The organism is Micromonospora sp. NPDC047620 (assembly GCF_043205005.1).
GTDB lineage: Bacteria > Actinomycetota > Actinomycetes > Mycobacteriales > Micromonosporaceae > Micromonospora.
Window position 1 is genome coordinate 124262 of the sequence record NZ_JBIDDG010000002.1, and the last position, 16450, is coordinate 140711.

At 72.7% G+C, this 16450-nt stretch carries 17 protein-coding genes and 1 pseudogene; 9 read left to right on the forward strand and 9 right to left on the reverse strand.

All coding sequences use genetic code 11. From position 1 onward, the window contains the following. The first annotated feature begins 17 nt into the window (after positions 1 to 17). Complete coding sequence (locus tag ACGF5C_RS02870) at positions 18 to 380, forward strand: PH domain-containing protein (RefSeq protein ID WP_393296137.1); 363 nt, start codon at positions 18 to 20, stop codon at positions 378 to 380. 64 nt (positions 381 to 444) lie between these two features. On the opposite strand, the gene ACGF5C_RS02875 is transcribed toward ACGF5C_RS02870, so the two are convergent. Continuing rightward, on the reverse strand, positions 445 to 1245 hold the full coding sequence (locus tag ACGF5C_RS02875; RefSeq protein WP_393296139.1) for a hypothetical protein: 801 nt from the start codon (positions 1243 to 1245) through the stop codon (positions 445 to 447). Between the two features lie 318 nt (positions 1246 to 1563). Between ACGF5C_RS02875 and ACGF5C_RS02880 the strand changes: the two genes are divergently transcribed. Next, the gene (locus ACGF5C_RS02880; protein ID WP_393296141.1) at positions 1564 to 2079 is read left to right on the forward strand and encodes an NUDIX domain-containing protein; all 516 of its coding nucleotides are present in this window, start codon (positions 1564 to 1566) and stop codon (positions 2077 to 2079) included. Here ACGF5C_RS02880 and ACGF5C_RS02885 read toward each other — a convergent pair. The 5 genes from ACGF5C_RS02885 to ACGF5C_RS02905 all read right to left on the reverse strand — a co-directional run bounded on the left by ACGF5C_RS02885 (position 2073) and on the right by ACGF5C_RS02905 (position 4923). After that, a complete protein-coding gene (locus ACGF5C_RS02885) occupies positions 2073 to 2303 on the reverse strand; it encodes a hypothetical protein (protein ID WP_393296143.1) in 231 nt (76 codons plus the stop codon). The genes ACGF5C_RS02880 and ACGF5C_RS02885 overlap by 7 nt on opposite strands. Positions 2304 to 2368: 65 nt before the next feature. Continuing rightward, a complete protein-coding gene (locus ACGF5C_RS02890) occupies positions 2369 to 2905 on the reverse strand; it encodes a pyridoxamine 5'-phosphate oxidase family protein (protein ID WP_393296145.1) in 537 nt (178 codons plus the stop codon). A gap of 8 nt (positions 2906 to 2913) precedes the next feature. Further along, entirely contained in the window at positions 2914 to 3918 is a 1005-nt protein-coding gene (locus tag ACGF5C_RS02895; protein WP_393296147.1) for a hypothetical protein, read from the reverse strand. Then, positions 3915 to 4475: a DUF3995 domain-containing protein gene (locus ACGF5C_RS02900; protein WP_393296149.1), complete on the reverse strand. Its 561-nt coding sequence runs from the start codon at positions 4473 to 4475 to the stop codon at positions 3915 to 3917. The genes ACGF5C_RS02895 and ACGF5C_RS02900 overlap by 4 nt, the downstream gene beginning before the upstream one ends. Beyond that, positions 4462 to 4923 (reverse strand): hypothetical protein, encoded by a 462-nt coding sequence (locus ACGF5C_RS02905; RefSeq protein WP_393296151.1) that lies wholly within the window; start codon positions 4921 to 4923, stop codon positions 4462 to 4464. The genes ACGF5C_RS02900 and ACGF5C_RS02905 overlap by 14 nt, the downstream gene beginning before the upstream one ends. Positions 4924 to 5707: 784 nt before the next feature. Here ACGF5C_RS02905 and ACGF5C_RS02910 point away from each other — a divergent pair. Together ACGF5C_RS02910 and ACGF5C_RS02915 are read left to right on the forward strand one after the other, a co-directional pair. Next, the gene (locus ACGF5C_RS02910; protein ID WP_393296153.1) at positions 5708 to 6073 is read left to right on the forward strand and encodes a hypothetical protein; all 366 of its coding nucleotides are present in this window, start codon (positions 5708 to 5710) and stop codon (positions 6071 to 6073) included. A gap of 413 nt (positions 6074 to 6486) precedes the next feature. Next, entirely contained in the window at positions 6487 to 6912 is a 426-nt protein-coding gene (locus ACGF5C_RS02915) for a DUF6924 domain-containing protein (RefSeq protein ID WP_393296155.1), read from the forward strand. A 569-nt stretch (positions 6913 to 7481) separates the two neighbouring features. Here the strand turns inward: ACGF5C_RS02915 and ychF are convergent. Next, positions 7482 to 8567, reverse strand: coding sequence for a redox-regulated ATPase YchF (gene ychF, locus ACGF5C_RS02920; protein ID WP_350703927.1), 1086 nt, complete (start codon positions 8565 to 8567; stop codon positions 7482 to 7484). 134 nt (positions 8568 to 8701) lie between these two features. Here ychF and ACGF5C_RS02925 point away from each other — a divergent pair, with 134 nt between their 5' ends. Next, positions 8702 to 9262 (forward strand): exonuclease, encoded by a 561-nt coding sequence (locus tag ACGF5C_RS02925; protein ID WP_357694370.1) that lies wholly within the window; start codon positions 8702 to 8704, stop codon positions 9260 to 9262. A gap of 3 nt (positions 9263 to 9265) precedes the next feature. Here ACGF5C_RS02925 and ACGF5C_RS02930 read toward each other — a convergent pair whose 3' ends face one another. Further along, positions 9266 to 10000, reverse strand: coding sequence for a Type 1 glutamine amidotransferase-like domain-containing protein (locus tag ACGF5C_RS02930; RefSeq protein WP_393296158.1), 735 nt, complete (start codon positions 9998 to 10000; stop codon positions 9266 to 9268). Positions 10001 to 10080: 80 nt separating this feature from the next. Further along, positions 10081 to 10563 carry a hypothetical protein gene (locus ACGF5C_RS02935; protein ID WP_393296160.1) on the reverse strand — a complete coding sequence of 161 codons (483 nt, stop codon included), beginning with the start codon at positions 10561 to 10563 and terminating at the stop codon, positions 10081 to 10083. Positions 10564 to 10705: 142 nt separating this feature from the next. On the opposite strand from ACGF5C_RS02935, the gene ACGF5C_RS02940 reads away from it, so the two are divergent. The 4 genes and pseudogenes from ACGF5C_RS02940 (at position 10706) to ACGF5C_RS02955 (ending at position 16360) form a co-directional block, all read left to right on the forward strand. Beyond that, complete coding sequence (locus ACGF5C_RS02940) at positions 10706 to 12166, forward strand: AlkA N-terminal domain-containing protein (RefSeq protein ID WP_393296162.1); 1461 nt, start codon at positions 10706 to 10708, stop codon at positions 12164 to 12166. Beyond that, positions 12163 to 12663 carry a methylated-DNA--[protein]-cysteine S-methyltransferase gene (locus tag ACGF5C_RS02945; protein ID WP_393296164.1) on the forward strand — a complete coding sequence of 167 codons (501 nt, stop codon included), beginning with the start codon at positions 12163 to 12165 and terminating at the stop codon, positions 12661 to 12663. Before ACGF5C_RS02940 ends, ACGF5C_RS02945 begins: the two co-directional genes overlap by 4 nt. A gap of 48 nt (positions 12664 to 12711) precedes the next feature. Beyond that, positions 12712 to 14495 (forward strand): annotated as a pseudogene (locus ACGF5C_RS02950) (ABC transporter ATP-binding protein). Then, complete coding sequence (locus ACGF5C_RS02955; protein WP_393296166.1) at positions 14492 to 16360, forward strand: ABC transporter ATP-binding protein; 1869 nt, start codon at positions 14492 to 14494, stop codon at positions 16358 to 16360. The pseudogene ACGF5C_RS02950 and the gene ACGF5C_RS02955 overlap by 4 nt, the downstream one beginning before the upstream one ends. The last annotated feature ends 90 nt before the right edge of the window (positions 16361 to 16450 follow it).

The window sequence follows — 16450 nt, forward strand, 5'->3', positions numbered from 1 at the left end:
GGCCTACCGTGAGGGCCATGGCCAACGCGACGTACGACCGCAAGGAGCAGTTCCAGCAGATCCAGAGCGGACTGCTCCACGGGGAACAGATCATCGCCGTCTACGACGCCGTCGGCACGGGCACGGGCTTCATCGGCCTGACCGACCGACGCGTGATCATCCAGGACCGCTCCTTCGTCGGCAAGCGGCACGCCATCACCAGCATCCCGTACTCGAAGATCACCAGCGTCAGCGTGGTCAGCAACAAGTCCTGGGGCGGCTCGTTCTTCTCCACCGGCGCGATCGCGATCCACGTCGGCACGCACACCTACGAGGTGGAGTTCCGCGGCGCCCAGAAGAGCCACCACGTGCACAACGTGATATTGCACCACATCAGCTGAGCTGGCCGGCGCACTCCAGCAGGTCGAAGCCCGTCGACCTGCCGCGTCAGCGTCGCAACCGCCGTCAGGCGGGCCGCAGCCCGAGGGCGCGAACGGCATCGGCCAGAGTGGCCGCACGGGCGACGGGTGATCCGTCCCGCCCGGCCAGCCGGACGGCACAGCCGGCACGGCTGAAGGCGACGGCCACGGCCTCCCCGTCGTAGTGCGCGGCGAGCCGGGCGATCAACGGCACCGGATCGGCGACCGCGACCGGCGTCGGCCACTGCGGGACCGTGATCGGCGTGGCGGGATCGACCGGCACCGCGGCGGTGATCGCGAGGTCCAGATGTCTCAGGCAGTGTGCGACCGCCGCCTCCACCGAGTCACGCACCGGCGGGTCGAGCCGGTCGGTCGGCGTCCCGACCGGCACCAATTCGACGCTCCACGTGAGCCCCCGATCGGGCAGCGGATCGTGGAGTGCCGGCCGGTGCCGGCACGCGACGACGACAAGGGTGAGGTCGAGTCCGACAGCGAGCTTGACCATGGCGGCCAGCGGGGGCGCGTCGGGTGCCGTCGCGGCGACGACCAGCCGGGCGCCGGGCCGTCCGGCGCCCACCACGGCCAGGAACACGGCGGTCGGGTCGGCGACCGGGCGGTCCAGGACAACCACGCCCTCCCGCACCAGATGGGGCAGCGGAGAACCGCCGTCGGCGTCGGTGAGGTCGCACGGGCGTACCCGGAACGTGGCCGCCCGGTCGGCGAGCCGGTAGCGGCGGGCAAGCCGGTAGACCGACTCGCAGTCGGGCAACGGCGCGACCGGCGGCTCCTGGCCCGGCCGCCACACCTCGTGCCGGGCCTCGGAGCGCAGGTCGGTGACGGTCACCATCAGGGCCGAGTGCAGCCGGCGGCTGCCCCGACAGCGGGCGCAGACGAAGACCGAGGGCGCGAACCCGGCACCGCAGCAGTGAGCAGCCGTCGGTGCGCTCGTAGTCTTCGGCGACCTCCTCGGCGGTCACCCCTTCCACGGTCAGGAGGAGCGCCACGAGCACCCCTGTGGGGTCTCAGCGGTTCTGATCCAGGGCGAGCATGCTGACCTGTAGCGGATCAGACTGGTTGAGAAGGGGGCGCCCTGGCTTGTCTCAGCGAATCCGATCCGATGTCGGTTGTTACTCCTTCGCTTGCGGATCTTTGTATCGTGACGCGCATGGCCATTCCGGACTTCGTTGTCGCTCTGCGTGCCAAGGTCGGACATGTCCCGCTCCCGTTGTCGGGCGTGATCGCGGTGGTGCTCGACGATCAGGACCGGGTGCTTCTAGTGCGTCGGTCGGATAGCGGCGAGTGGGCGCTGACGACCGGATGCCTGGAGCCTGGCGAGCAACCGGCCGCCGGCGCCGTGCGTGAGGTCTGGGAGGAGGCGGGCGTCGAGGTCGTGGTGGAGCGGTTGCTGTCGGTCGAGGCGTTGGATCTGTCCGTGGCGCCCAACGGAGACCAGGTGTATTGGCTCACGGTTGGCGTGCGGTGTCGGCTGCTGCGTGGTGAGGCGGCCGCAAGCGATGACGAGTCGATCGAGGTGGGCTGGTTCGATCCTGCGATGGTGCCGCCTTTGCCGCCGCATCAGCAACGTTGTCTCTCGCTCGCGTTGGCCGACGCCGATCCCTGGATAGCGGGGTTGCGCGACGACGCGACGGGCAGCGCCCGCGCTCCTGTCCAGCTTCACTGAGAACCCACGACCCCGTGCGGTCCCGGCCGCCAGTGCACGACGACCCCGCCCGGCTGCGCGTCGACCACGGCCCGGAACGCCGCGCCGATGCGCGGACCGTTGTGGTCGAGCATCGGGACGTAGGTGTCCGGCGGCGGCGCGTAGCCCGCACGTCGTTGCGCATCGGGACGTGGCGGTAGACCGGTCGCGCGTACCGACAGCCCGACCAGTCCAGGTTCATTCATCCCACCTCCTCGTCCCGGTCGGAACCGCCGTTCGGCCTGCCGGCCAACTCCGGTCACCACGACGGTTAACTAGGTGCGGTGGTTGGCACTCCCCCTTCGCGCCGCCAGACCTGTCGGGGCGCATAGCCCTCGCGCCGCAGCCAGTGTTCGGTGTACACGATGCGGTCCGCCTCCACCACCACGAGCGTGTCGCGGGGCGGCTCGGTCAGCGACCGGCCTCGCTCGACGTGCTCGTTCTCCCACCGGAACGCCGACCAGTAGTACGCCCGGTCCGGATCGTCGGGTCTGAGCACCCGGGCCGAGCCGAACACCTGGGCGCCACGGCTGCTGGCCAGTCCCACCAGCGGCGCGAAGATGCCGACCGACACCCGGGGGTCGGCCGCGATGTTGCGCATCTTCGGCGAGGCCGGGGCGGCGGTGAACAGCACCGCGAAGCCGAGCGGGTAGTACCGCACGGGTGTGGCGAGTGGCCCGTCCGGCCCGGCGGTGGCGAGCACGCACATGTTCTGCGACGACAGCAGGTTGAGGATGCGCTCCGCCAGGCGTTCGCGCGGCAGCCGCCCGGTGGGGGTCGGCCCGGACAGCCACGGGTTCGTCGGCACCACCGGGCTCACTGCTGGTCGAGCAGGAACGGCACGTCCGGGCAGGTCAGGCACACGAAGATGCGCAGCGCGCCGTAGCGGCCGACGACCACGCCGGTCGGCTCGTACGGGTCGTCGTCGTCCGGTGCGCCGTCCGCCCGGGTCGGGCGCCACCGGTCGGCCCCGTGCTCGGAGGAGTCGATGACGAGGGCCAGCGTGGTGGGACCGGCGCAGCGGGGGCACGGCGTCGGGAGCAGGTCCGTGAGGCTCCACCGGGCGTACCCGCCGACCTTCCAACCGGGCGCCATGAAGGTGTCGAGGTACTCCTCGTCCGCCTCGGCGAGCGCCCGCAGTTCCGCCGGCAACTCCTCGACGTACGGATACTCGACGATCTGCTCCGGGTGCAGCCGGCACGGCTGGGGCACGTACCCTTCCGCCCCGGTCTCACCGCACGGCGGTTCCGTCAGCGTGGCGGTGACGTCCGCCTCCCGCCGCCACCGCAGCTCCACGATCGGCCCCCACGGCGGCGTGTCGTGCTCGAACGGGCACCACAGCACCTGCAACAGGTCCGCCCCGCCGGGCCGGGGCAGGTCGGGGACGTCCGCCGCGCGCAGTTGCGCCAGCGCCACCATCGGGTTCGGCCGGGGGTGGGGTCGCGGCCCGTACCGGTAGCCCACCGTCGGGCCGCCGTTCACCGAGCCCCAACCGCTGAATCCCGGGCCGACCAGCCGGGCGAGCTCCTCGTGCAGTTCGACCTCGCCGTCGGCCAGCACGTGCGGCACCGTACGGCGGCTCTCCGCCTCGCGCATCCGGGCCAACAGCTCCGCCGGGATCGGCACCTCCTCCTGCACCATGCACGGGGTGGCGCAGGTGGGCCAGGGCTCGTCGGCCGGCCACAGCAGCGGCCCTCCGACGTGGCTCTCGGTGGCCGTGACCGCCCCGCGACGGGGGTGCAGCCGGGTGGCCGTGCGGCCGAACTTCTCCAGCCCGGGGTAGCGGGCGAGCACGTCGAGTGCCAACGGCGGAGTGATCATGGCGAGATGGTAGGGCTCGCCGCATCCACGGCCGACGCCGGACCACCGGTCACAGTGGACCTCCGGTGCAGCCGCCATCCCGCCGCCGTCCAGCACACCCCCCAGAGCAGGAAGAACGGCGACCACAGCAGCAGGTCCCACCGTGCCAGTTCGCGAGCCAACGCGGCGTGCCCGGCCGGGGGCGGGCGGACTCCGGCCAGCAGCAGCGTGTCGCCGACGAAGCCGAACCCCAGCACCCCGATCGACCGGGCGATCATGAAGATCCCCAGCGCCCAGGCGATCGCGAGCAGCAGGCGGCGCGGGAGGGCCGCCCGCCAGGGTCGCAGCGTCGCCAGCGCGACCACGACGCCGACCACGGCGGCGGTGGCCAGCACCCAGTGGCTCGCCACGAACAGCGGGTCTCGCGCGAGCAGCCGTTCCCGCAGCTCCGGGGGCAGCGGGTCCTTGTCGGCGAGCGCGTTGGCCCCCAGCGCCTGAGCGAGCTTCATCGAGCCGTAGGCCGCGGCGCAGGCCGCCGCCCCGTACGCGCCCCAGCGCGCGCGATCAGGCCGCGACACGCTTCGTCGCCGTCGCGTAGGACCGGATCGTCTCCAGGAGCAGCCCGATCACGACGAGCCCGAGGATCGCGTGGTACCACTGCCAGCCCACACCGATGCCGACGAAGCCGTCCACGACCATGATCATCGCGCCGGCCCCGACGGCCAGCAGCATGCCGGCGAGCGCCAGCAGCATCATCGTCCTGGGCACCCGGCGCCCGAGCGTCGTCACCGTGGCGACGGCGAGGCACGCGGCCAACAACCCGGTAGCGGTCGCCGACCACTGTGCGGTGGCCACGCCCATGACGTCGCGGGCGTAGCTCTCGTGCTCGGCGGCCGACACGACCGGGCCGCCCGGAAACCCGAGCCGGGACTGTGCGGCGAAGACGGCCTTCCCTCCGGCGTACCCGAGGAACAGCACCGCCAGGGCGTACGCCGGCCATCGCCGGGGGTGAACCTGATCGTCCATAAACGTGACCGTAGCCGCGGCGGGCCGGGGTCAACTCCCGTGACCAGGGGATCCGTATCCCCCGAGGGAGGGAACAGGTGACGGGGCAGACGACATCGCGGGAGCGATGCCGGAGCCGGTGGAGCATGATCGGCTGCCGTGAGCAGCGGTCGCCGACCGGGCACTTGGGATCACGCACATGGGATCGAGCGTCATCACCATCGGCGGGTTGCTCTGTGCCGCATTGAGTTGCCTGGTCATCTGCGCCGCCGTGGCGATATGGGCGGTGACCTCCTCGAAGCGGAGGTGACGGCCGCCGGGTCGCGCGGGCAGGGGCGACCTCACCGCTCCCGGAACCGACCCGCGTTCCGCCGTCAGCTCGTGCCCCCTGTGTGCCCGGAGCGGTCAGCCGGGCCGGAGGCGCCAGCAGAGGGCTGGGACGATCCACGTCGTGCTCTCTCTACCTCAACCCGGCGACCTCACATCGCTGGTGCTCCGTACAGACTTCACCGACGACGCCGCCTGGGACGCCCTGAAGACGGCCTCACGTCCGGCACGTACCGTGGCTTCGACGGGGATTGACGCCCCGGCCTGGGCGACCTTCTGGCGGAGCCGTTGACGGAATCGGAACCCGCGCTGTCAGCTTGGGAATCGGATTAATCCACTGCTCCGAGTGGTGCTGGCCAGGGGTCGGTGCCGAGGCGAGGCGGTGGTCCAGTCGTGTGACCGACTGCCGTTGGCCGATGTTGACGGCTGCATCGGGCACAGACCGGGCACGACGCCGGGGCGGTGCATACTTCCCTTCATGACGCTGTCGCCGCCAAGTCCGGACGTTGTCGGTCCGCCCCGCCCCGACTTGAGAACTCCGTTCATGGTGACGGTCGCCTGGTACTGCGCGATCGTTCTGTCGTTCGGCGTGTACCTCAGCTTGCTGTCCGGGGACGTCTCGGCAGGTTGTCACGAGGGTTGCGATTCCGGCCGGTCGAGGATGCTGCTGTTCGGGCTCTACACGGCCACACCGGCGCTGTTCCTTGCCTTGTTGATCAGTCTGGTGGCGCTCTGGCTCCTTGTCGTTCGTAGCCGGAAGCGCTCTCCAGTGCTAGTAGGGACCCTGTCCGCCGTCCCTGCGCTGATCGTGTCCGGCATCCTCGCCGTCATCGCCCCGTCATGACTGTCAGCACAGAAGCGGTGTTGGTCCGGGCGCTGAGGGTTGGCCTCAGATAAGGACGGGCTCAAGGCTGATTCCGCTTGACCCAATTGCAGCGTTCAGCAGTGGTGAAGTTGAAGCGGAACTTCGGCTGTCTCTCCCATGAGCTGCGGCAACCTGGTCCGTGCACTGGTCACGCCTGCTCCTGGGCTCACGTCGTTGATGGCTGGTTGCCGACGTTTCACAGTGTCTTGTGCCCCGTGTGTGCCCCGGCAGACTCCTTGACCCCCAGGCAACCAACACGGGCCGCTGACCTGCCGTTCCATGGGTGCTTGGCCTGCTGAAACCGTCCATCAATGTCCTTGCTCGTCCGCTGGCGTCCGTCCCGATCGTCACCCGGTTAGTCACCCAGCGGGGGGCTGGGGAGAATTCTCATCGTGATCTCTCTACCTCAACCCGACGACCTCACGTCGCTGGTGCTCCGTACGGATTTCACCGACGAACCTGCCTGGGAGGCCGTGAAGGCGGCATTGCGCACCTGGGAGGGCGACGATAGCGCAACCTTCGTCAGCGACCCAAAGTACGCGGGCGTGAGCCTCCAGAGGTTGGTCGACGCGGACAACGCGGCAAGCCACGAAGATAAGCTGACCTACCTCTTCCTTGCCGACGCGACCACGATGGCCGATGTCGAATGCCCGCTTCTCGCACTCGACCTGGCCGACGAGCCCGGCCGCACCTTCCGGGTGCCGCCCCGATGGTACGCGGATGTCTCGGCCAACCTCACCATCGCGAATGTGGACTTTGCCGAGTTCGCCAACGCCGTCGACAGGTCCGACACGTACCGGGGCTTCGATGGGGCCTGACGTCCTGGTCTGGGGCCTACATGTGAGGCCGGTTGACGGAGATCGAAGCCGCACTGTCAGCTTGGGAATCGGATTGGTCTGCACGCTGCGTAGCGGTGAGCCTGCCTGCTCGGTGCATACGGTGTCGAGCGTGCTGAGGGCCAAGCCGCTGCTGCCCCGTCGTGACCTCTGTATCGGGCACGGATCGGGCACGCTGCCCACGCGACGGTGGGCCGGAAACGTTAGCTGAGAGGGGTGGTGCCGCCGGTAATACTCGACGCATGACCCTGCCGGAGATGCGCCTCGCGCTCTACCTCCTCGTAACGTTGCTTTTCAACGGCCTGACGATCGCGGTTGTTGCCCTAGAAGGCGGTTGGATGGCCGCGTTCGTACCCCTGACAGGAACCGTCTTCGCAATACAGCTCGGACGCACACTGCCGTGGAGAGACACGAACCGCCCTGAACCAGCAGGCTCGCAAGACCCCACAAAGTAAGTCGACGTTGGGTGGGATCATGCAGTGCCCGACCCCGAACCCCCGGTGTGCCCAGAACAAGGGCACACCCTCCTGACCTGCGGGAACCGGCCGGTTTCAGACGTTGAAGCGGAACTCCACGACGTCGCCGTCCTGCATCACGTACTCCTTGCCCTCGATGCGGACCTTGCCCGCCGCCTTGGCCGCCGCCATCGAGCCGGCGGCGACCAGGTCGGCGTAGGAGACCACCTCGGCCTTGATGAAGCCGCGCTGGAAGTCGGAGTGGATGACCCCCGCGGCCTCCGGCGCGGTCGCGCCGACCGGGACGGTCCAGGCCCGCGCCTCCTTGGGGCCGGCGGTGAGGTACGTCTGGAGCCCGAGCGTGCGGAAGCCGACCCGGACGAGCTGGTCCAGGCCCGGCTCCTGCTGACCGATCGACTCCAGCAGCTCGCGGGCCTCCTCCTCGGGCAGGTCCACCAGCTCGGACTCGATCTTGGCGTCCATGAAGACGGCCTCGGCCGGGGCGACCAGTGCGCGCAGTTCGTCGAGGAACTCGGCGTTGCCCAGCTCGGCCTCGTCGACGTTGAAGACGTACAGGAAGGGCTTCGTGGTGAGCAGGTGCAGCTCGCGCAGGTGCTCCAGCTCGATGCCCGCGTCCTTGGCACCCGCGTAGAGGGTGACGCCGGTGTCGAGCAGCTCGACGGCCTTCTTGGCGGCGGTCACCGCGGCGGCCCGGTCCTTGCGGAGCTTGGCCTCCTTCTCCAGCCGCGGCACCGCCTTCTCGAGGGTCTGGAGGTCGGCGAGGATCAGCTCGGTGTTGATCGTCTCGATGTCGTCGGCCGGGGAGACCTTGCCGTCGACGTGCACCACGTTCGGGTCGGAGAAGGCCCGCACCACCTGGCAGATCGCCGAGGCGTCGCGGATGTTCGCCAGGAACGCGTTGCCCCGGCCCTGCCCCTTGGAGGCGCCGCGCACCAGGCCGGCGATGTCGACGAACGACACGGGGGCGGGCAGCACCTTCTGCGAGCTGAAGATCTCGGCGAGCTTGTGCAGCCGCTCGTCCGGCAGCCCGACAACGCCGACGTTGGGCTCGATGGTGGCGAACGGGTAGTTCGCCGCGAGCACGTCGTTCTTGGTCAGCGCGTTGAACAGGGTGCTCTTGCCGACGTTGGGCAGGCCGACGATGCCGATGGTGAGACTCACGACGAGCCAGCTTACGCCGGTCGCCGCCGCCCTTGGACAGGCAGGTTCCACGCCGGCGGAAAAACAGCCGCCGGAGATCGCCCGACCGTTGCTACGGTGCCACGGTTCGGCGCGAGCGACCCCAAGGAGGCGGGATGAGCCAACTGCCGGAACTGTACGTCGCGGTCGACGTGGAGGCGGACGGGCCGATCCCCGGGCCGTACAGCATGATCTCGCTCGGCATGGCGGTCGCCGGCCGCCCGGAGCTGACCTTCTACACGGAGCTGAAGCCGATCTCCGACGAGTTCGTGCCGGCCGCGCTCGCCGTCTCCGGCCTGGACCGGGACCGGTTGCTCCGGGAGGCACCCCCGGCCGTGGAGGCGATGGGCGCCGCCGCGAGATGGGTCAACGGGCTACGCAAGATCGGCCGCCCGGTGTTCCTCGCCGCCCCCGCCGTCTGGGACGGCATGTTCGTGCACTGGTACTTCACCCGGTTCGTCGGGCACAGCCCGTTCGGCGCCACCGGTTCCGGTGTCGACCTGCGCAGCTACTGGATGGGGCTGACCGGCTGCGAGTGGGTGCGGACCCGCAAGGGCACGATCAAGCACGAGCTGGGCCTGACCGACGTGCCGCACACCCACCACGCCGGGGAGGACGCCGCCGAGCTGGCCCAGGTCTTCGACGCGGTCCTGCGTCGCCGCGGCCGGGAGCGGTAGGGGTCAGCCGAGCAGGCGCGGCCCGATCGGGGTCTCCCGCACGCTGCCGTCCGGGCCGCGGCTGACCTCGTACGCGCAGACGCCCGGGCGGTCCGCGACCGCCTCGACCAGCCGCTCGCCCCGGTAGAGCAGGCCGGTGCCGTCGTCGGTGCAGTGCGCGGTCGGCAGCGTGCCGTCGCCGACCAGCCGGTGCATCAGCGGCCGGCGCTGCTCCTCGCTGTCGTAGTGCACGCCGTTGCCGTAGGGCAGCCAGCCCAGCCCGTCGGTGAAGCCGCGCAGGGTGGTGCCGAAGCTGTCGGTGGCGCCGCCGGCGTGCCAGCAGATCGAGCCGGCGGAGACGCCGCCCAGCACGACGCCGGCCTCCCAGCACTCCCGCAGGACCTCACCGAGGCCGTGCACCCGCCACACCGCGCAGAGGTTCGCGACGCTGCCGCCGCCCACCCACACCACGTCCTGCGCGAGCAGGTGGGCGCGGATGTCGTCGACGTTCGGCATCGGGAAGAGCGCCAGGTGCGTCATCCGGAACCGGCTGCCGGCGAACGCCTCGTAGACCCGGGCCAGCGTGGTCGGCTGGTCGCCCTCGGCCTGGTTGAGGAAGCAGATCCTCGGCTCGGGCCCGGCCCCGGCCAGGTCGGCGGCGAGGTCGAAGACGGGGTTGACCCGCCGGGCCTCGCCCTCGCGGCGGGGAGCGTAGATGCCCATGCTGGTGGCGAGGATGGTCGGTTCGCTGGCGGGCACGGTCGTCCTTCCGTCGGTGTCGGCGCCGCCCATCCTGCCGCCCCGACGGTCAGCGGCGCGGGCCGGGCTGGCGCGGGCGGTCAGTCGCGGGGGCCGGGCTGGCGCGGGACGACCGGCTCGATCCGCAGGGCGCCCGGGGCCAGCTCCCCGGCGGCGGCGAGCGGCAGCGTGAAGCGGCCGTCGGCGGCGGGACCGGCCGCGTACGACTCGCGGAGCATCCAGCGCACCTCGTCGGCCGTCCAGCCCAGCCCGGGGCGGCCGGCGATCTCCCGGACCAGGCGCAGCGCCACCCGGGTGTCGTCGTCGTAGAAGCGCATGCACCAGTGGTGCACCCACATGCCCAGCGCGCGGAGCCCGTCGGCGTCCAGCGAACGCACCAGCCGACCGCAGGCGGTGTCGCCGAACGCCCGACCCGGGTCACCGGCCCGGTCCCGCTCGATCGCGCCGACGGCGGCCGGGGCGACCGCGCGCATCCGGTCGTAGAAGCCCTGCACCACCGCGTCGTCCAGCGGGGGGTGCCCGTCCCGTGTCGACGCCGCTTCCCGACCCGCCACGCTCGCCATTGCCGCACCCCTTCTTGAGTTGGTGGCCCGGACGGTACCGACCACAACCGACACTTTCCGCGCCGGACGTCCCGTTCCCACCCGCACGGCCGCGTCCGATTTCCGCGAGCCGAGGGCGCCGAGCAGGGGCATCATCGGTGACGTGGAATTGGACTTCGAGCGGTGCTACCGGGCCGTCGACAGCCGCGACCAGCGGTTCGACGGCTGGTTCTACACCGGCGTGACCTCGACCGGGATCTACTGCCGGCCGTCCTGCCCCGCGATGACGCCGAAGCGGCAGAACGTCCGGTTCTTCCCCTCGGCCGCAGCGGCCCAGGGCGCCGGGCTGCGCGCCTGCCGGCGGTGCCGGCCGGACGCCGCCCCCGGCTCCCCGCACTGGGACGTCCGGGCGGACGTGGTCGGCCGGGCGATGCGGCTCATCGCCGACGGGGTGGTCGACCGGGACGGCATCCCGGGGCTGGCCGCCCGGCTCGGCTACACCGAGCGGCACCTGCACCGGATGCTCCGGGCGGAGATGGGCGCCGGCCCCCTCGCCCTGGCCCGGGCGCAGCGCGCGCAGACCGCCCGCACCCTGATCGAGACCACCGGCCTGGGCATGGCGGAGATCGCGTTCGCCGCCGGGTTCGGCAGCGTCCGGCAGTTCAACGACACGGTCCGCGAGGTGTACGGGACGGCCCCGTCCGAGCTGCGTACCGCCCGCGGCCGGTGCGCCGCGCCGGGCGGGGCGGGCACCATCACGCTGCGGCTCGCGTACCGCCCGCCGCTGCACGCGGGGGCGCTGCTGGACTTCCTCGCGCTGCGCGCGCTGCCCGGCGTGGAGGAGGTGCGCGACGGGACGTACCGCCGGGGCCTGCGGCTGCCGCACGGCCCGGGCGAGGCGACCCTGACCCCGGCGGACGGGCACGTGACCGCGACCCTGCGGCTGACCGACATGCGCGACCTGGCCCCGGCGGTGGCCCGCTGCCGCCGCCTGCTCGACCTCGACGCCGACCCGGTCGCCGTCGACGGCACCCTCGCCGCGGACCCGGCCCTGGCCGGGGCGGTCGCCGCCGAGCCGGGCATCCGCCTCCCCCGCTCGGTCGACGGCTTCGAGATGGCCCTGCGCGCGATCGTCGGCCAGCAGGTCTCCGTCCGCTCGGCCCGCACCACCCTCACCCGCCTGCTGGACCACCTCCGCCCGCCCGCCCCCGCCCCTTCCGGCACCGGGGAGGGGCCCGGGCCGTGGCTGGCCGGCTTCCCCACCGCCGAGGAGGTGCTCGGGGCGCCGGACGAGGTGTTCGGAATGCCGGCGGGGCGGCGGGCGACGATCCGAGCCCTGGCCGGGGCCGTCGCCGACGGGTCGCTGGACCTGGCGCCCGGCGGGGACCGGGAGGAGACCGTCCGGCGGCTGCTGGCCCTGCCCGGGATCGGCCCCTGGACGGCCGGCTACGTCGCGATGCGCGCCCTCGGCGACCCGGACGTCCTCCTCCCCACCGACCTCGCGGTACGCCGGGGCGCCGCCACCCTCGGCCTGCCCGGCGACCCGAAGACCCTCGACGCGTACGCCGACCGCTGGCGCCCCTGGCGCTCGTACGCGGTGATCCGACTCTGGAGAGCAGCATGAGCATGAACGACAGCACCGTCGTCGACACCCCCGCCGGACCGCTCAGCATCGTGGCCGGCCCCGACGGGGCGGTCCGGGCGGCGGGCTTCACCGGCGAACCCGAGCACCTGCTCCCCCTGGTGCACCCGACGCTGCGGGCGCCGCTGCGGCGCCGGGTCGACCTCGGCCCGGTCACCGCCGCCGTCACGGCCTACCTGGACGGCGAGCTGACCGCGATCGACACCGTGCCGGTCCAGCAGCACACCGGCGGCGTGTTCATGGCGCACGCCTGGCAGGTGCTGCGCGAGGTGAAGCCGGGTGATCCGGTGACCTACACCGGGTTCGCCGGGCTGGCCGGCCGCCCCGCGGCCGTACGCGCCGCCGCGGCGGCCTGCGCCCGCAACGCGGTCGCCCTGTTCGTGCCCTGCCACCGGGTGCTGCGCACCGACGGGACGCTCGGCGGCTACCGCTGGGGGCTGGACGTGAAGAAGTGGCTTCTCGGGCACGAGCGGCCGTGACGGGAAGCTGACAGCGGCGCCGCACCCGTTTGCCGCTACCGTCGGGTAGTGCCTGCGGACGGCGACGGCAACCCGGCTCCCCGGGGGGTCGAGGCCGGCCCGCATCCGCTGCGCAACCTCTGGCGGCTGCGCCACTACCTGCGCCCCCACGCGGCCGAGTTCGGCTGGCTGCTGCTGGCCGGGCTCGCCGCCACCGGGGCGGGCATCGCCGTACCGCTGGTGACGCAGCGGGTGGTGGACGGCCCGGTCGCCCGGCAGGACCCGGCCGGGCTGTTCCGGCTGGCCGGGCTGGCGCTGCTGATCTTCATCCGGCGCTGGGTGCAGTCGTCGTCCTCGATGCGGATCGAGGCGGCGATCCGCGCCGACGTCTACGCCCACCTGCAGCGGCTGCCGGCCAGCTTCCACGACCGGTGGCAGTCCGGCCAGCTCCTGTCCCGGATCACCAGCGACCTCTCGGTGCTGCGCCGGTTCCTCTCCTTCGGCCTGTTCTTCCTGGTCCTCAACCTGGTGACCTACCTGGCCGTGGTGGCGCTGCTGATCCGGCTGCACCCCGCGTTGGGGCTGCTGGTGGCGGCGAGCGCGATGCCGCTGTTCCTGATCACCCGGCGCTACCACGCCGCCTCCCGCCGGATGCAGGACCAGCAGGGCGACGTGGCCACGCTGGTCGAGGAGACCGCGCAGGGGCTGCGCACGATGAAGGCGTACGGGCGGGGGCGGGAACTGGCCGCCCGCTTCGCGGCCGACGCCCGGGCGCTGCACGACACCGGGGTCGGCAAGGGCCGGCTGCTGGCCCGCACCTCCGCCCTGCTCGACCTGGTGCCGAACCTGACCCTGGGCGTGGTGCTGGTGGCCGGCGCGGCGGCCACCGCCGGGGGCGTGCTGACCATCGGCGAGCTGGTCGCGTTCGTCAGCCTCCAGCTGATGCTGATCTGGCCGGTGCAGTCGCTGGGCTGGATCGTCGCCAACGGCCAGGAGGCGGCGACCGCCGCCGACCGGGTGCTGGAGGTGCTGGACAGCCCGCCCGCCATCGTGGACACCCCGGGCGCGGTCGCCCTACGCCACGCCGAGGTGCGCGGCCGGCTGCGCTTCGAGCGGGTCTCGTTCCGCTACCCGGGCAGCGGGGCGCCGGTGCTGCGGGAGGTCGACCTGACCGTCGAGCCGGGCGAGACCGTGGCGCTGGTCGGGGCGACCGGCTGCGGCAAGAGCACACTGCTCTCCCTGGTGCCCCGGCTGCACGACGTGACCGGCGGCCGGATCACCCTGGACGGGCACGACCTGCGCGACCTGCGGCTGTCCTCGCTGCGCCGGCTGGTCGGGGTGGCCTTCGAGGAGCCGACGCTGTTCTCCATGTCGGTGTGGGAGAACCTCACCCTGGGCCGGCCGGAGGCCGGGGAGGACGAGGTCCGGGCCGCCCTCGCGCTGGCCCAGGCGGACTTCGCGTACAAACTGCCGTGGGGGCTGGCCACCCGGGTGGGCGAGCAGGGGCTGTCGCTCTCCGGCGGGCAACGCCAGCGGCTGGCCCTGGCCCGGGCGGTGCTCGGGCGGCCGGCGCTGCTCGTGCTGGACGACCCGCTCTCCGCGCTCGACGTGCACACCGAGGCGCTGGTGGAGGCCGCGTTGAAGCGGGTGCTGCGCAACACCACGGCCCTGCTGGTGGTGCACCGGCCCTCCACCATCGCCCTCGCCGACCGGGTGGCGCTGCTGGAGGGGGCCGGATCACCGCCGTCGGGCGGCACTCCGAGCTGCTCGCCGACGTGCCGGCGTACCGCGCGGTGTTCTCCGCCGAGCCGGCCCCGGCGCCGCCCGACGGTCGCGGCCTGGTGCGGTCGTGACCGGCGGGGCCGCCCAGCCGGGCGGGGCGGATCTCGCCCGGTGGCGCGGCGTCGCCACCGACCCCGACGCCGACCGCAGCCACGCCGAGGACACCGCGCCGGAGGCGGTGGCCCGGCTCCGGGCCCGCAGCCGGGTGCTGCTGCGCGACCTGCTGCGCCCGCACCGGCGCCGGCTCGGGCTGGCCGTCGCGCTGCTGCTCGGCCAGAACGCCGCCGCGATGGCCGGGCCGTACCTCGTCATGCTCGGCATCGACCGGGCCATCGCGCCGCTGCGGGCCGGCGAGCCCGGCCCGCTGCTGGCCGTCGCCGCCGCGTTCGCCGCCGCCACCGTCGTCGAGTACGCCGCCCGCCGGGGGTTCCTCACCCTCTCCGCGCGGATCGGCCAGGCCATCCTGCTCGACCTCCGCCAGCGGGTGTACGGCCACTTCCTGCGCCTGTCGGTGGCGTTCCACGAGCGGTACACCTCCGGCCGGATGGTCTCCCGGCTCACCAGCGACCTGGACTCGATCGGGGAACTGGCCGGCGGCGGCATCGACGGCCTGGTGCTGGCGGTGCTGTCGATCCTGTCGGTGGCCGGCATCCTGCTCTGGCTGGACCCGCCGCTGGCCGCGGTGACCCTGCTCGCGTTCCCATTCCTGTTCTGGCTGTCCCGCTGGTTCGCGCGGGCGTCGGCGGACGCGTGGCGGCGCACCCGGGAGACCGTGGCGCTGGTCATCGTCCACTTCGTGGAGTCGATGCGGGGCATCCGGGCGGTGCAGGCGTTCCGCCGGGAGCCGCGCAACCAGCGGATCTTCGCGGCGGTCAACGACGACTACCGGGTGGCGAGCCGGCACGCGTTCCGGCTGATGGCGGCGTACTCGCCGGGGATCAAGGTGATCGGCAACGTGACCGTGGCGGTGGTGCTCTGCTACGGCGGTTGGCGGGTGCTGGGCGGGGCGACCGAGATCGGGGTGCTGGCCGCGTTCCTGCTCTATCTGCGGCGGTTCTTCGAGCCGATGCAGGAGCTGAGCCAGTTCTACAACTCGTTGCAGTCGGCCACGGCGGCCCTGGAGAAACTGGCCGGGGTGCTCGACGAGCGGCCCTCGGTGGCCGAGCCGGACCGGCCCGTGCCGCTGCCCGCCGGGCCGGGGCGCGGGGCGGTCGCCTTCCGCGCGGTCACCTTCGGCTACCGGCCGGACGCGCCCATCCTCGCCGGGCTCGACCTCGCCGTCCCGGCCGGGCAGACCGTGGCGCTGATCGGGCCGACCGGCGCCGGCAAGTCGACCGTCGCCAAGCTGCTCGCCCGGTTCCACGACCCGCTCGCCGGCACGGTCAGCCTTGACGGCGTCGACCTGCGCGAGCTCGCCGACGCGGAGCTGCGCCGCGCGGTGGTGCTGGTGACCCAGGAGACGCACCTCTTCGGCGGGACGGTCGCGGAGAACATCCGGTTCGGCCGTCCCGGCGCCGACGACGCCGCCGTGGAGGCCGCCGCGCGGGCGATCGGCGCGCACGACTTCATCGCGGCCCTTCCCGAGGGGTACGCCACGCAGGTGCACCGGCGCGGCGGCCGGCTCTCCGCCGGGCAGCGGCAGCTCGTCGCGTTCGCCCGGGCGTTCCTGGCCGACCCGGTGGTGCTGGTCCTGGACGAGGCGACCTCCTCGCTGGACGTGCCGACCGAGCGGCTGGTGCAGCGCGCCCTCGGCACCGTCCTGCACGACCGCACCGCCCTGGTGATCGCGCACCGCCTCTCCACAGTGGAGACGGCCGACCGGGTGCTGGTGCTCGACGGCGGCCGGATCGTCGAGGACGGCCCGCCCGGCCGGCTCGCCGCTGCCGGCGGCCGTTACGCCGCCCTGCACCGGCAGTGGCGCGATTCGCTGGTGTGAGCTTTGGTCGCCGCCCCGCCGCCCACGGTCGGCGGGTCCCACGAAGATCACCGGTGCCACTAGACTCACCGCGCCGAGCGGAGCGTCCAC

Coding starts and splice junctions, on each gene's coding strand:
- ACGF5C_RS02895 (WP_393296147.1), bottom strand. CDS start 3,918: ATGATCACTCCGCCGTTGGCACTCGACGTGCTCGCCCGCTACCCCGGG.
- ACGF5C_RS02910 (WP_393296153.1), top strand. CDS start 5,708: ATGACGCTGTCGCCGCCAAGTCCGGACGTTGTCGGTCCGCCCCGCCCC.
- ACGF5C_RS02875 (WP_393296139.1), bottom strand. CDS start 1,245: ATGGTGACCGTCACCGACCTGCGCTCCGAGGCCCGGCACGAGGTGTGG.
- ACGF5C_RS02885 (WP_393296143.1), bottom strand. CDS start 2,303: ATGAATGAACCTGGACTGGTCGGGCTGTCGGTACGCGCGACCGGTCTA.
- ACGF5C_RS02880 (WP_393296141.1), top strand. CDS start 1,564: ATGGCCATTCCGGACTTCGTTGTCGCTCTGCGTGCCAAGGTCGGACAT.
- ACGF5C_RS02905 (WP_393296151.1), bottom strand. CDS start 4,923: ATGGACGATCAGGTTCACCCCCGGCGATGGCCGGCGTACGCCCTGGCG.
- ACGF5C_RS02935 (WP_393296160.1), bottom strand. CDS start 10,563: ATGGCGAGCGTGGCGGGTCGGGAAGCGGCGTCGACACGGGACGGGCAC.
- ACGF5C_RS02870 (WP_393296137.1), top strand. CDS start 18: ATGGCCAACGCGACGTACGACCGCAAGGAGCAGTTCCAGCAGATCCAG.
- ACGF5C_RS02945 (WP_393296164.1), top strand. CDS start 12,163: ATGAGCATGAACGACAGCACCGTCGTCGACACCCCCGCCGGACCGCTC.
- ACGF5C_RS02925 (WP_357694370.1), top strand. CDS start 8,702: ATGAGCCAACTGCCGGAACTGTACGTCGCGGTCGACGTGGAGGCGGAC.